At 61.8% G+C, this 14570-nt stretch carries 13 protein-coding genes and 1 tRNA gene; 5 read left to right on the forward strand and 9 right to left on the reverse strand.

Translation table 11 applies throughout. The features are described from left to right. The 6 genes from M511_RS18005 to thrS form a co-directional block, all read right to left on the reverse strand. On the reverse strand, nucleotides 1-202 hold a 202-nt coding region (locus M511_RS18005; protein WP_139824633.1), incomplete at its 3' end, for a helix-turn-helix domain-containing protein. A gap of 271 nt (nucleotides 203-473) precedes the next feature. After that, nucleotides 474-2738, reverse strand: a complete 2265-nt coding sequence (locus tag M511_RS18010; protein WP_010399987.1) for an adenosylcobalamin-dependent ribonucleoside-diphosphate reductase — start codon at nucleotides 2736-2738, stop codon at nucleotides 474-476. 153 nt (nucleotides 2739-2891) lie between these two features. Beyond that, complete coding sequence (locus M511_RS18015; RefSeq protein WP_085503087.1) at nucleotides 2892-3551, reverse strand: DsbA family oxidoreductase; 660 nt, start codon at nucleotides 3549-3551, stop codon at nucleotides 2892-2894. Next, on the reverse strand, nucleotides 3548-5014 hold the full coding sequence (locus M511_RS18020; RefSeq protein WP_085503090.1) for a class I adenylate-forming enzyme family protein: 1467 nt from the start codon (nucleotides 5012-5014) through the stop codon (nucleotides 3548-3550). The genes M511_RS18015 and M511_RS18020 overlap by 4 nt, the downstream gene beginning before the upstream one ends. 155 nt (nucleotides 5015-5169) lie before the next feature. Continuing rightward, nucleotides 5170-5376: a cold-shock protein gene (locus M511_RS18025; RefSeq protein ID WP_010399969.1), complete on the reverse strand. Its 207-nt coding sequence runs from the start codon at nucleotides 5374-5376 to the stop codon at nucleotides 5170-5172. 237 nt (nucleotides 5377-5613) lie between these two features. Next, a complete protein-coding gene (gene thrS, locus M511_RS18030; protein WP_085503092.1) occupies nucleotides 5614-7560 on the reverse strand; it encodes a threonine--tRNA ligase in 1947 nt (648 codons plus the stop codon). A 163-nt stretch (nucleotides 7561-7723) separates the two neighbouring features. On the opposite strand from thrS, the gene M511_RS18035 reads away from it, so the two are divergent. Further along, nucleotides 7724-8473 carry an alpha/beta fold hydrolase gene (locus M511_RS18035; protein ID WP_085503096.1) on the forward strand — a complete coding sequence of 250 codons (750 nt, stop codon included), beginning with the start codon at nucleotides 7724-7726 and terminating at the stop codon, nucleotides 8471-8473. Nucleotides 8474-8519: 46 nt separating this feature from the next. On the opposite strand, the gene phaZ is transcribed toward M511_RS18035, so the two are convergent. Both phaZ and M511_RS19350 read right to left on the reverse strand, forming a co-directional pair. Further along, nucleotides 8520-9866, reverse strand: a complete 1347-nt coding sequence (phaZ, locus tag M511_RS18040) for a polyhydroxyalkanoate depolymerase (RefSeq protein WP_139824634.1) — start codon at nucleotides 9864-9866, stop codon at nucleotides 8520-8522. Between the two features lie 92 nt (nucleotides 9867-9958). Then, on the reverse strand, nucleotides 9959-10306 hold the full coding sequence (locus tag M511_RS19350; protein ID WP_139824635.1) for a hypothetical protein: 348 nt from the start codon (nucleotides 10304-10306) through the stop codon (nucleotides 9959-9961). A gap of 40 nt (nucleotides 10307-10346) precedes the next feature. Here M511_RS19350 and phaC point away from each other — a divergent pair, with 40 nt between their 5' ends. From phaC to M511_RS18060, 4 genes are all read left to right on the forward strand, one after another. Then, complete coding sequence (gene phaC, locus M511_RS18045; protein WP_254901071.1) at nucleotides 10347-12308, forward strand: class I poly(R)-hydroxyalkanoic acid synthase; 1962 nt, start codon at nucleotides 10347-10349, stop codon at nucleotides 12306-12308. A gap of 106 nt (nucleotides 12309-12414) precedes the next feature. Next, nucleotides 12415-12870 (forward strand): phasin family protein, encoded by a 456-nt coding sequence (locus M511_RS18050; RefSeq protein ID WP_010399953.1) that lies wholly within the window; start codon nucleotides 12415-12417, stop codon nucleotides 12868-12870. Nucleotides 12871-13044: 174 nt separating this feature from the next. Continuing rightward, nucleotides 13045-13635, forward strand: coding sequence for a polyhydroxyalkanoate synthesis repressor PhaR (gene phaR, locus M511_RS18055; RefSeq protein WP_010399951.1), 591 nt, complete (start codon nucleotides 13045-13047; stop codon nucleotides 13633-13635). Between the two features lie 50 nt (nucleotides 13636-13685). Further along, a tRNA-Ser gene (locus M511_RS18060) sits at nucleotides 13686-13775 on the forward strand. Nucleotides 13776-14436: 661 nt separating this feature from the next. Here the strand turns inward: M511_RS18060 and M511_RS18065 are convergent. Beyond that, on the reverse strand, nucleotides 14437-14570 hold a 134-nt coding region (locus M511_RS18065), incomplete at its 5' end, for an ATP-binding protein (protein WP_036714687.1).

Genomic DNA, 14570 nt, shown 5'->3' on the forward strand with positions numbered 1-14570 from the left:
CCGCCTCCAGCCAGCCCTCGATGATCGGGATGAAAGGATCAAGCTTTGGCCGCCTGACCTCGGCCGTCCGTCGGTAGCCCGGTGGCACCGAGAAGGTCATCATCTTCGCAACCGTGTCACGCGAGATGTTGAACACCCGCGCCGCTTCCCGCTGGCTCATGCCTTCCGCGCAAGCCTGGCGAACTCTCAGATATAGGTCCACGCTGTAAATCCTCACGCCCTCCCTGCCGCCGCAGAAAGGGAATAGGTGGACGACTTTTACGCCGCCCGCAGCAGCACCAAGCCACCGCTACCGTGGACGAATTTCCCACCGCCGTTCTCACAGGGCCTGAAGAGGCGAGTTCAGTAGCATATTGATAAATAAAGATAAGGTGAGCCAAGAAAAATCCTGGGCTCACCTTATGCTTGCAAAAAGGCTCAAACAGTCCGGGTAAGGCTCATTTTATGCTTGGCCGCACACGAGCCGTCCCGCCTTAGCCGCATTTGGAATGGCCGCATGAAGGGCAGGTCATGCAGCCCTCGATCATACGCATCCCGTATTGGCCGCAAGAGGGGCAGGCCGGGCCGCGCGGGCGTTCGCCCACGGCGACCAGTTCGGCCTTGGGATCGGATTTCAGTGCCATGCCCTCGCCGGCAAGAAAACCGGTCGAGATCATGTGCCGCTCGATCACCCCACCGATGGCGGCAAGAATCGAGGGGACATAGCGCCCCTCCATCCACGCGCCGCCACGCGGGTCAAAGACCGCCTTCAGCTCTTCGACCACGAAGGACACATCGCCGCCGCGCCGGAATACAGCCGAGATCATCCGTGTCAGCGCCACGGTCCAGGCAAAATGCTCCATGTTCTTCGAGTTGATGAAAACCTCGAAGGGGCGGCGGTGATCGGCCTGAACGATATCGTTGATGGTGATATAGATCGCGTGCTCACTGCCGGGGAATTTCAGCTTGTAGGTCGAGCCCTCAAGCGCCGCCGGGCGTTCCAGTGGCTCGGTCAGATAAACCACATCGGCGCCCTTGTCGGCCTGCGGGGCCTCTTCGGATTTCTCACTGACCGACAGGACCGAGCCGGTCACATCGTTCGGACGATAGGTGGTGCAGCCTTTGCAGCCCTGATCCCAGGCGGCCAGATAGACATCCTTGAAGTCCTCGAACGAGATATCCTCGGGGCAGTTGATGGTCTTTGAGATCGAGCTGTCGACCCATTCCTGCGCGGCCGCCTGCATGGCGACGTGATCCATGGGCGAAAGCGTCTGGGCATTGACAAAATGGTCGGGCAGCGGCGCGTCGCCATGCAGGTCGCGCCACATCTGCACGGCGTAATCAACGACCTCTTCTTCGGTGCGCGAGCCGTCTTTTTGCAGGACTTTACGGGTATAGGCATAGGCAAAGACCGGCTCGATTCCCGAACTGACGTTGCCCGCATAAAGGCTGATAGTGCCGGTCGGCGCGATGCTGGTCAGCAGCGCGTTGCGGATGCCGTGCTGGGCCACCGCCTCGCGCACATCCTCATCCATGCGCTGCATAAAACCCGAGGCGAGGTATTTCTCGGCGTCAAACAGCGGGAAGGCACCTTTTTCACGCGCCAGATCGACCGAAGCCAGATAGGCCGAACGGGCAATCGACTTCATCCACACCCGCGTTTGCGCTACCGCATCATCGGCACCGTAACGCAGGCCAAGCATCAGCAGCGCATCGGCCAGACCGGTGACGCCAAGGCCGATACGGCGCTTGGCCTGCGCCTCGGCTGCTTGCTGCGGCAGCGGGAATTTCGAGGCATCGACGACGTTATCCATCATCCGCACCGCGACGCGGACCAGTTCATCCAGCGCCTCGGGGTTCAGCCGTGCTTCGGGGGTAAAGGGCGCCTCGACCAGACGGGTCAGGTTGATCGAGCCAAGCAGGCAGGCACCGTAAGGCGGCAGGGGCTGTTCGCCGCAAGGGTTGGTGGCGGCGATCGTCTCGCAATAGTTCAGGTTATTCTGTTGGTTGATGCGGTCGATAAAGATCACGCCCGGTTCGGCGTAATCATAGGTCGCGCGCATGATCCGGTTCCACAGGTCGCGCGCCTGGATGGTGTGATAGACCTTACCGCCGAATTTCAGATCCCACGGGCCGTCGGCCTTGACCGCTTCCATAAAAGCATCGGTGACGAGCACTGACAGGTTGAACATGCGCAGCCGGGCGCTGTCCTGTTTTGCCTGAATGAAGGTTTCGATATCGGGGTGGTCGCAGCGCATCGTTGCCATCATCGCACCGCGGCGCGAGCCGGCAGACATGATCGTGCGGCACATCGCGTCCCAGACATCCATAAAGCTGAGCGGGCCCGAGGCATCCGCGGCCACGCCCTTTACCTCGGCCCCGCGCGGGCGGATGGTGCTGAAGTCATAGCCGATACCGCCGCCCTGCTGCATGGTCAGCGCGGCCTCCTTGAGCATGTCAAAGATACCGGCGAGGCTGTCGGGGATAGTCCCCATGACAAAGCAGTTGAACAGCGTCACTTCGCGGCCGGTGCCCGCGCCGGCAAGGATGCGGCCGGCGGGAAGAAACCGGAAATCCTCAAGCGCGGCGTAAAAGCGGTCTTCCCACTGTGCGGGGTCTTTTTCGACGCGGGCAAGGTCACGGGCAACGCGCCGCCAGCTGTCCTCGATCGACAGGTCAAGCGACTGGCCCGCACCATCCTTGAGCCGATACTTCATATCCCAGATCTGTTCGGCGATAGGGGCTGAGAAACGGCTCATGGCGGAAATCCCTGGCTAGTGATCGAAACGGGCAAGCCGGTCTTATACACGGCCCTGCGCCCGGTTCTAGGAGGAGAAAGATGGAGCCTCTTAATATAGTTTAACTCGACGCTGATTTCCAGATTTAGCGGCAAGCTGCGGTAAGGGCCCAACCTATTGAGATTGCAGGCCGGTCAGCTCATCAATCACGTTCTGCCACAGGCTTGCCGGTTGCGCGCCGGTCACAACGTGGCTGTCGGCGACAATAAAGGTCGGGACCGAGTTGATGCCGCGCTGGCGGGCGTGTATCTCGCGCGTGGCGACCTCGTCGCGATCCTCGGCTGTGGCGAGCAGACGACGGATCATCCGGCCATCCATTCCTGCCTTTTCCCCGATCTCGACCAGCACATCGGGGTTCGAGATATTCCGACCCTCGCGCCAATGTGCCCGCATCAGCCCGGACATGACCGGGGTCTGTGCGCCCTCCAGTCCTGCCCAATGCAACAGGCGGTGCGCGTCGAGGGTATTCGGCACCCGCTCGATCAGCGAGGGGTTGATCCACAGGCCCAGCCGCTCGCTGGCCTCCATCACCGGTTTCATCGCCTGGAGGATGCCCTTTTCGCCGCCGAATTTCATCTTCATGTAGGCGACATAATCCATGCCGGCCTGCGGCATCTGTGGATCAAGGCGAAAGGGATGCCAGCTGATCGCAAAGGGGTGGTCGGGCCGGCTTTCCAGAGCAAGGTCCAGTTCAGCCTTGCCGATCATGCACCACGGGCAGACCGGATCGGCAAAGATATCTAGGCGAATTTGGCCGGGAAGCGGTTCGGTCATGGGTTATCCTTGCGATGGGCGTCCCGCAGGGCGCGGCGGTTGATCTTGCCCGTCGGCGTGCGGGGCAGGGCGGACAGAGGGATGTATTCGCGCGGCTGCTTATAGCGTGCAAGCCGGGTTTCGGCCTGCTGACGCAGCGCCTCGACCGTGGCGGGACCGGTCCAGAAGGCGGCGATTACACTTGTGCCGGGGCCGACTGGCAGCTCGACTGCCGCGACCTCGCCCGCCTCGGACAGGGCGGCAAGCGCGTCCTCAACCTCACCGGGTGAGACACGAAAGCCGCCGGCGTTCATCATGTCATCGGCGCGGCCAAGGGTGCGAATCGCACCTTCGGCGGTGGTTTCAGCCAGATCGCCGGTCAGAAACCAGTCGCCGCAAAAGCGTGCCGCCGTCTCCTGCGGTTGGTCGAGATAGCCCAGAAACAGCCCGGGGTCCGAGCGGTGGACCGCAAGGACGCCGGGCTGGCCGGAGGCAAGCTCGTGCCCCTCGTCATCAAGGATTGCGATCCGCCGGCCGGGCTGAGGAAAGCCCGCCGTGCCATCTGGTGCCGGGCGCGCGGGGCTGCCCGAGATGAAGGTCGAGCATTCCGACATTCCCATCGCCTCATGCAGATCGGTGCCGGTGCGCTCTTGCCAGGCGTGGCGCAGAGCGGGGTCCAGCCTTTCGCCCGCGACAAGACCGTGACGCAGCCCATTCCACGGTTTCCACTCGGCCCGCAGCAGGCGGCGAAACACGCCGGGTGCGGCGGCGAGGATGGTGGCGCCGTGTCGGCTGGCGATCAGCGGGATCTGTTCGGGCGCTACGTCTTCGGCGGGAATCAGCGCCGTAGCGCCCATGGTCCAAGGGTCCATGAGGCCGGTCCCAAGCGTGAATGTCCAGTTAAAGGCCCCGGCATGCAGCAGCCGGTCCTGCGCCGTCAGCCCATACCAGCCCTGATACATCATTTGCCGGGCAAGGATGGCGCGATGTGCATGGCAGACCGCGCGGGGTTGGCCCGAAGTGCCCGAGGTAAAGACGATATAGGCCAGATCATCAGGCCTGGCCTGCGCGAATCCGGCCGGAGGCAGCGCGGCGAATCCGGTGATTCGTTCGGCCGACAGGACCGGGGCCGGGTGATCGGGCAAGGCAATGCCCTTGTCCGCGACGATCATCGCTGGCTGAATGACGGCAGCGATCTTGCTGATCTCTGCCTCGGTCAGCATAGGAGAGGTCGGAACCGGCACGATACCGGCGGCGATGGCACCAAGATAGGTGACCGGAAAGTTCGGATTGTTCCCCAGCCGCATCAGCAGCCGCTGTCCCGGGCGCAGGCCTGCCTGCAAAAGCCCGGTCGCCGTGCCCAGCACCGCCTGACGCAACCGGGCATGGGACCAACGGTCGGCGCGGCTGAGGCCCAGCACCGACATGGCAAGCCGGTCCGGAGACGCGGTTCCAGCTTGCAGCACATGTTCGGCCAGATTCATTCCGTTACCCCGTCTGGTTCGTCTTTCGGGGATAAAGCCTTGCGCTGCGGGGGGAAAGAGGGCGGGGGCAGTTGCCTGTCAGGCAAGCCGCAGACATGAAAACGGCCGGCGCCTTGCAGGCCCGGCCGGTTCCGGCATGTCGCGTTGTCGTCGAATCAGAGCAGCTTCAGATCCGAGGCAGAGCTGCGGCCGTCACGGCCCGATTGCAGCTCATAGCTGATCTTTTGGTTGTCGTTCAGTCCGGTCAGCCCGGCGCGTTCGACCGCCGAGATATGGACGAACACGTCCTTGCCGCCATCATCGGGCGCGATGAAGCCATAGCCTTTGGTGGCGTTGAACCATTTTACGGTGCCGGTAGCCATTTTACCGTCTCTCCTTCAAGTCATCCCGGGGCGAAATTGCACCCGAGCCGTGCAGTGCAGCCCTTTCCCGTCAAGTCCGGCTGCCCCGTGAAGGGAGGCGGTAGAAAGTCGTGCTCACGCAGCGCAGAGGATGAACGATTCGCGAAAAAACGCAAGAACGAATGCGTCGCGCGAGATGATGCAGGATCATCTCGCGCGATTATTTTGGCAGATTGCCGCCAAACCGGGGGGGTGCGCTCAGCGCAGATCCGGCGGGGTGGCCTCGTCGCGCAGCATGGCGATGGCTGCATCCAGCGTGTGGTTTTCGCTGCCCTGCCGGTCGAGTCGCCGGATCGAGACGCTGCGTTCCTCGACCTCTTTCAGACCCACAGCCATGATGACCGGCACTTTGCCGACCGAATGTTCGCGGACCTTGTAGTTGATCTTTTCATTGCGGGTGTCGGCTTCGGCCCGCAGCCCGGCGGCGCGCAGCGCGGCCACGACTTCATGCACATAGTCGTCGGCAGCCGAGACGATAGATGCGACCACCACCTGGCGCGGCGCGAGCCACAGCGGCATCTTGCCCGAGTAGTTCTCGATCAGGATGCCGATGAAACGCTCGAAGCTGCCCAGCACGGCGCGGTGCAGCATGTAGGGCCGGTGCTTGGCGCCGTCCTCGCCGACATATTCCGCGCTGAGCCGCTCGGGCAGGTTGGGATCGACCTGGAAGGTGCCGCACTGCCATTCGCGGCCGATGGCGTCGGTCAGCTTGAAGTCCAGTTTCGGCCCGTAGAAGGCGCCGTCGCCGGGGTTGATCTCATAGGGCAGGCCCAGCTTTTCGATGGCGCCTTTCAGCGCGCCCTCGACCTTGTCCCATTGCGCGTCCGTGCCGATCCGCACCTCGGGCCGGGTCGAGAGCTTGATGTCGAAGCCGTCGAAGCCGAGGTCCTGATAGACCGAGGACAAGAGCGCGATGAAGCCGGCGCATTCGTCTTCGATCTGGTCCTCGGTGCAGAAGATATGCGCGTCGTCCTGGACAAAGCCGCGCACCCGCATCAGCCCGTGCATCGAACCCGAGGATTCGTAACGATGGCACGAGCCGAATTCGGCCAGCCGCAGCGGCAGGTCGCGGTAGGATTTAAGGCCCTGATTATAGACCTGTACATGGCAGGGGCAGTTCATCGGTTTCAGCGCGTTGATGCGCTTTTCCCTGGCCCCTTCCTCGTCCACCTCGACGATGAACATGTTCTCGCGATAGGCTTCCCAGTGGCCGGATTTTTCCCACAGGATACGGTCCACGACCTGGGGCGTCTTGATTTCTTTATAGCCGGCGCGGATCAGGCGGCGGCGCATATACGATTCAAGTTCGCGATAGATCGTCCAGCCGTTCGGATGCCAGAAGACCATGCCCGGTGCTTCTTCCTGAAAATGGAAAAGCTCCATCTCGCGGCCAAGCTTGCGATGGTCGCGCCTGGCAGCCTCTTCCAGCATGGTCAGGTGGGCCTTGAGGTCGTCGCGGTTGCGGAAGGCCACACCGTAGATGCGTTGCAGCATCGGGCGCGAGGAATCGCCCAGCCAATAGGCACCGGCGACATGGGTCAATTTAAAGGCATCAGCCGGAACCTGGCCGGTGCTTTGCAGATGGGGGCCGCGGCAGAGGTCCTGCCAGTTGCCGTGCCAATACATGCGGATCGGCTCGCCTTCCGGGATGCGGTTCACAAGCTCGACCTTGAAGGACTCACCCTGCGCCTCGTAGTGGGCAAGGGCGCGGGCACGGTCCCAGACCTCGGTGCGCACAGGCTCGCGGGCGGCGATGATCTGTTTCATCCGAGCCTCGATCGCGCCCAGATCCTCGGGCGTGAAGGGTTCGGCCCGGTCGAAATCGTAGAACCAGCCCTGATCGCGGACGGGACCGATCGTCACCTTGACGTCGGGCCACAGCTCTTGCACGGCGCGGGCCATGATATGGGCGAGGTCATGGCGGATCAGTTCGAGTGCCGGCTCGCTGTCCTTCATGGTGTTGATGCTGATCTGGCCGCTTTTCTGGATTGGCCATTGCAGGTCGATGTGCTGGCCGTCGAGAAAGGCAGAAATCGCATTCCGGGCGAGGCTCGGGGCGATGGATGCGGCAACCTCGGCGGCAGTGATGCCGGCGGGATAGTCGCGCGAATTGCCATCGGGGAAAGTAAGGGAGATCTGGGACATAGGTCCTCCTCGTCGGTTTGGCGCCCACGGAACGCCCGGTTGCGGGTATGTCGGGTGGGTGTGGCGCGATTGCCGCGCGTTGTCAATGTGGATAGCGTGGCAGGGGGCTTTGCGCCCCCGTCGCGTTCCGCGACTCCCCCGCAGGATATTTGGACACGAAAGAATGACGCAGTATCTCGAAGGGCCGCAGGGGCGGCGCATTGCCTATAACCGGGTCGGGGGGCAGGGGCCTGGTGTGGTATTTCTGGGCGGGTTCCGATCCGACATGCAGGGGTCGAAAGCCCTGTGGCTGGAGGATTGGGCGCGCAGGCGCGGGCGGGCTTTTCTGCGCTTTGACTATTCGGGGCACGGCGAGTCCTCGGGCGCTTTTGACGAAGGCGCGATCGGCGACTGGTTTCAGGATGCGCTGGCGGTGATCCGGGGGCTGACAGAGGGGCCGCAGGTGCTGGTCGGGTCCTCAATGGGTGGCTGGATCAGCCTGCTTGTGGCGCGCACCATGCCTGAGCGGCTGGCCGGGCTGGTCACTGTGGCGGCGGCGCCGGATTTCACCGAGCGCGGCTTCTGGGCCGGTTTTTCCAAGGCAGAGCGGGCGGCATTGGCTGAGTCGGGGCGGGTCGAGTTGCCGAGTGATTATGCCGACGAGCCTTATGTCATCACCCGGCGACTGATCGAGGACGGGCGCGATCATCTGGTTCTGGACAAGCCGCTGCCACTGCCCTTTCCCGTGCGTTTCCTGCAGGGTACGGCTGATGCAGATGTGCCGATGTCCTGGGCGCTGGATTTGCTGGATCATGCCTCGGGCGAGGATATGCGTCTGACGCTGGTCAAGGGTGCCGATCACCGCTTTTCCACCCCGGACTGTCTGGAACTGATCGGCGCAGCGATCAACGAGGTCTTGGCGTGCGCGGAATAAGCGAGAGGCGGCGTTATCGCCGCCTCTGCCGGATGTTTCCGTAGGGTCAGACTGCGATTTTGGCGTCGTGTTCGGACAGGTTGACGACGCCGCAGTCGACCGGTGCCGTTCCCCTGCGCCGGCGGCGACGCGTTTCTGTGGGCTGAAGTTGTTCGTCGATGAAGTCGAGCACCAGCGGGCGGATATTCAGTCGCCAGCTTTTGCCTGCGAAGATGCCGTAATGGCCTGCGTCGGGTTCGAGGTGCTGGGTCTTGCGGTTGTCCGGCACCCCGGTACAGAGCGACAGGGCCGCCACGCATTGGCCGGGGGCAGAGATGTCGTCCTTGGCCCCTTCGACCGTCATGATCGCGACATCGGTGATCTTGCCGATGTCAATCTGCCTGCCATCCACGGCAAAGCAGTTGCGCGCGATCTCGCGCTCTTTGAAGACACGCTCGACCGTCGAGAGGTAGAATTCGGCGGTCATGTCCATGACGGCGAGATATTCGTCATAGAAGGTGTTGTGTTTATCGCCCTCGGATCCCTCGCCGCGCGCCTCGGCGAAAATCTTGTCGAGGAAGGCACGGGCATGGGTTTCGGCATTCATGGCGATGAATGAGGCCAGCTGGGCGAGGCCCGGATAGACCATGCGCCCGGCACCGCGATACTTGAAGCCGACCTGCTGGATCATCAGATAATCGAGCTGACCCATTGTCATGCGGTTGCCGAAATCGGTCACTTCGGTCGGGGCGGCATCCGGGTCGATCGGCCCGCCGATCAGGATCAGGGACCGGGGCTGGGCCTTGGGGTCGTCTTCGGCCAGAATCGCGGTGGCGGCGAGGGCCAGTGGCGCGGGCTGGCAGATTGCGATGACATTGGTATCCGGCCCGAGGTGGCGGATGAAATCGACCAGATAATTTGTGTAATCCTCGACGTCGAACTTGCCGCAGCTGACCGGAATGTCACGGGCGTTGTGCCAATCCGTCACATAGACTTCGCAATCGGGAAGCAATGAAGTGACCGTAGTGCGAAGGAGGGTGGCATAGTGGCCCGACATCGGGGCGACAAGAAGGACCTTACGGGCCAGCGGTTCGCGGCGGGCGACCCGGAAATGCACGAGGTCGCCAAAAGGGCGTCTGATCACCGGTTCGACATAGACGACATGGTCCTGGCCGTCCTCGGACACGATGGGCGGGATCTCCCAGTCGGGCTTGATCACCATGCGGGCAAAGCTGCGTTCAGTCACCCGGCCCCAGGCCGACATCAGCTTGAAAAGCGGGTTGGGGCTGAGCGCGAAAGCCGGGTAGGAGGCAAGCGCCCGTGCGCTGGCGCCCATCCATTCGTTGGTGTTTCGGATCGTCTCCATCGCGTCGTAGGAGATGATGCCTTTCAGTCCCTTGTAAGTCGTCAACATAGCCCTCTCCGTTACGCTGCGCCGGATTCGGCCTTGCCGGGGAAGGACACGGCTTTACCTGCGTTTTATGCTGGGCATAATGATTTTACGGTTCAGGGAGGATTGTCAATTATGGTGGGTAAGAATGAAAAGCCGGAAACTGGTTCCGGGGCCAAAGCTGCGGCTGGAAAAAGCAGCCGTCGCAAGACAGGCGCAAAATCCTCCTCTGCGTCAAAACCTGAACCTGCCTCAGCAGATGCCGTAAAACCTGTGCGCAATCGGCAGGCGAAACCGGATAAAACAGAACCCGCCGTTTCTGCTGAAAAAACAACGAAAACCTCTGACGCCACTAAATCAGCGCAGGCCGCAAAATCTACCAGCACGCGATCTGCCGCTGCTGCCAAATCTGCGGGGAAAAAATCCGCAGTGCGGGGAACGGGATCGCGGGCGCGGGCAGCCAATCGCAGCGATCCACGTACTAGCACGCGGCGTAAAACCGCGGTGAAATCAACAGCAAAGCCCGCTGCAGCGACGCTGAGCGCGGCTGATGAGGTATTGCGGCCGCTGGGTGCTGCTGGCCTTGGCGATACGGCACCGACCGCAATACCGGTCGGGACCAGCCCCGCCGTAAAACCTGCTGAATCTGCTGCTCAGGGGCCTGCTGACGGTTCGGCCGTGTCTGCCTTTGCGGAAGCGGCCTTTGGCGTTGATAGCACTCTGCCCGAGCAGCTGAGCCGCAATATCGAGCGCATTGAGGCGCTGACCCAGCGGTTGGTCCGCGCTTTGGCCACGCGCCGCCCCCACAGTCCGGGGGTCGAGATGCCGGGCCCTGATCTGTTCGCGACGGCGACGACTGCCTGGCTGAAGCTATTGGCTGAGCAGCCCGAGCGGGTGATCAGTCAGCAGGTCAGCTACTGGGGCGAGACGCTGCGCCATTTTGCCGAGGCGCAGGCCGCACTGGCCCGCGGTACGCTGCAACCGCCGGCTGATAGCGGGACAAAGGACCGGCGCTTTTCGAACCCGCTTTGGGAGGCACATCCTTTTTTCAACTTTATCAAGCGGCAATATCAGATCAACGCTCAGGCCTTGCAGGAGGCGACAAGCGCGCTTGATTTGCCCGACACGACCGACCGGCGCCGGATCGAATGGTTCACCCGCCAGATGATCGACATGCTGGCACCAACGAATTTTCTGGCCACGAATCCTGATGCCCTGGAAAAAGCGCTGGAAACCGAGGGCGAAAGTCTGGTCAAGGGGCTGGAAAACCTTGTTCGCGATGTCGAGCAGAATAATGGTGAGCTGATCGTTTCTTTGGCTGACCGCGATGCATTCCGCGTTGGCGAAAATATAGGCACTACCGAAGGAACAGTGGTTGCGCGGACCAAGCTCTATGAGATGATTCAGTACAAGCCGACCACGGCGCAGGTGCATGAAATTCCGCTGGTGATTTTCCCGCCCTGGATCAACAAGTTCTACATCCTTGACCTTAAGCCTCAGAACAGTCTGATCAAATGGATTGTCGATCAGGGCTATACGCTGTTTGTAGTGGCATGGAAAAACCCCGATCCCAGCTATGGCGACACCGGGATGGCGGATTATGTCAGCGCCTATCTTGAGGTCATGGACCGGGTGCTGGATCAGACCAACCAGAAAAAGCTGAACGTTGTCGGCTATTGCATCGCCGGGACGACGCTGGCGCTGACGTTGTCGCTGTTCAAGCAGCGCGGCGATGATCGGGTGAACTCGGCCACCTTCTTTACCACGCTGACCGATTTCGAGGATCAGGGCGAATTTACCGCCTATCTGCAAGAGGACTTTGTTTCGGGCATCGAAGAAGAGGCGGCGCGGACCGGTGTTCTGGGCGCCCAGCTGATGACGCGGACCTTCAGCTTTTTGCGGGCCAATGATCTGGTGTGGGGGCCGGCGATCCGCAGCTATATGCTGGGCGAGACACCGCCCGCCTTTGATCTGCTGTACTGGAACGGCGACGGCACCAACCTGCCTGGACGGATGGCGATGGAATATCTGCGTGGCCTCTGTCAGGAGAACCGATTTGTCGGCGAGGGGTTTGATCTGATGGGGCATCGGCTGCATGTCAGCGATGTCTCTTTGCCGCTTTGCGCCATCGCCTGCGAGACCGATCATATCGCCCCATGGCGCGACAGCTGGCGAGGCGTGGCGCAGATGGGTTCGCCCGACAAGACCTTCATCCTGTCCGAATCGGGCCATATCGCCGGGATCGTGAACCCGCCCAGCAAGAAGAAATACGGTCACTACACCTCGACCGCTGGCTTTGAGCGCGGAGAGCAGCACTGGCTGGACCACGCACAGCGTCATGACGGCAGCTGGTGGGGCCGCTGGGGCGAATGGCTGGCCGAACGGGCCGGAAACCTAGTCAAAGCCCGCGATCCGGGTGAGGGGCTTGGCCCGGCTCCGGGCGTATACGTCCACGAGCGGGCGTAAATTTTTCTGCACCGCAGCAAAAAAGATCTTGCAATGCTGCGGTGCAGAAAGTATATGGGGGCAGATAGAGTTTCCGGTGCCAAGCCGCCAATCAAGGAGAGTGCAGATGGCCAAGACCCCCGACTTCACCAAGACCATGCAAGAAATCATGGCGAAATTCCCGATCGACACCTCGTCCTTCCAGGACGCTTTCCGCTCGCAGACCGCGCTGGGCGAAAAGATGGCTAAGGTGGCGCTGGCTGCTGCCGAGCGTTCGACCGAAATCTCGGCCCAGTGGGCCAAAGATACCCTTGCCCGCATGGGTGAACTGACCGCCTCGAAAGATGAGCCGGCCGAATACGCCAAAGCGCTCAGCGATTTCGCCACGGCCTCGGCCGAAGTTGCTGCCGAGCATATGGCTGCCTTTGCCGAAGTGGCCAAGAAAGTTCAGATGGACACCGTCGATCTGATGCTGACCGCTGGTAAGGATCTGGCTGCCGACGCCCAGAAAGTCGCTGAAAAAGCTACCCGCGACGCGCAAGCCGCTGTCCGTAAAGCTGCCACCTCTGCGACCAAGGCCTGATTAACCAGTTGATGGTTTGAGGGTTAAGGGGACAGCTGGCTGTCCCCTTTTTCACATCTGTGTCCGTGCATCTGCGGTCCTGTCGGCAGTGGTGTTAACGGCGCCGCTGGCGATTTTCTTTGCATTTCCTCAGGCCATTTCCCATCATGCTGCAAATGCATTGCCGGAGGAGCCATGGCTGAGGCCGAGAATACGACCCCGCTTCTGATCAAGCGCTATGCAAGCCGCCGCCTCTATAACACCGAGACGAGCGATTACGTCACGCTTGAGGATATTGCGGATTTCATTCGTGCGGGGCGGCAGGTGCGCATTGTCGACCTCAAGACCGGTGACGATCTGACTCGGCAATATCTGCTGCAGATCATCGCCGAGCATGAGGGCAGGGGCGAAAGCGTGCTGCCGATCGAGGTGCTGATTGATCTGGTGCGCAGCTATACGACGCAGGCGCAATCCGTGGTGCCGCAATTCCTTGCCGCCAGCTTCGAGATGCTGCGCGAGGGTCAGTCGAAACTCATGGAGAATCTGGCGACCTTCCCCAACCCCATGTCGTCGATGCCGGGTTTTGAGGCGTTGCAGCGTCAGCAGCAGCTGTTTCTGAAGGCGATGTCCTCGGGCTGGGGCACAAGCGGCAGCAGTGGCCCCGACCTGGAAGAGATGGGAGAGGAGATCCCTCGCCGCGCGGGCAAGAAAAGCTCGGATCCCGAGGACATGGCCGAGATTCGCCGCCAGCTAGCCGAGCTTCAGAAGCGGATTTCCAGGCTTTGAGCTAACTGCGACTTGCGCAGTCGTGCCTGTCGCGCTAGACGGGCCGCGATGGACGGTTGGCCGAGTGGTCGAAGGCGCACGCCTGGAAAGTGTGTAGGCGGGGAACCGTCTCGAGGGTTCGAATCCCTCACCGTCCGCCATTATCCTGTAGCGAACCCGAGATGAGGCTCCCGTTGGGGGCCATTTTCTTTTTGTTTCAAAGGCGCTTAGCCGATGCAGCCGAACCTCGGAGACTGGCGCCGGGTCCAATTTCCGTCTCTGAACGGCCCTCCGTCTCTAACCGAGCGAACCTCGTCAGGCCTGGTTCGGCTTCACGAAGCCCCGCGTTTCCAGCGGGTTTCGCAGGTCGCTCGACAATGGATTCAGCGGGCGCTCTTCCGGTTGGCATCGCCTTCCGGAGAACGCTCGGTAGGCATATCTGGGGGAAACCAGGTGCAGTTCTTAGGTATACTGCGGTGCCGCCAGCCTTCAGTTTCCCGCGTCTCGGAGCGTTGCCAGATGTGCGGCGAACTTGTCGAACGTATGGACACCATAGCTGACGGCGCGGAAGCCGATGGTTTGCTCCCGCTGGGTGCGGCCGGGATGAAGCTGGCGGGGCGTCAGAGCTGTTCTGCCGTCGGCCTGCCGGCCTAAAGTCACCGCCATACCGTGTCAACGGCGGAGCAAAAGTCGGCCGGGGCGGCGGCGTAAAGTCCGGCCAGTTGGGGGGTGCGCCATGGCGCGCGCGCTGGCCACATAGCTGGCGCGAGCCATGGCGCACTGGCCCCTTAGGGCCAATCGTGGGTAGATATTTTATGGTGATCAGCGCTGTTTACGGGCTGTGCTGTTGGCGAGGCGATAGCTTTCGCCGTTCATCTCGATGATGTTGACGTGGTGGGTCAGTCGGTCGAGCAGCGCGCCGGTGAGACGCTCGGAACCGAAGGTTTCCGTCCATT

The organism is Paracoccus sp. J56 (assembly GCF_019633685.1).
Taxonomy (GTDB): domain Bacteria; phylum Pseudomonadota; class Alphaproteobacteria; order Rhodobacterales; family Rhodobacteraceae; genus Paracoccus; species Paracoccus kondratievae.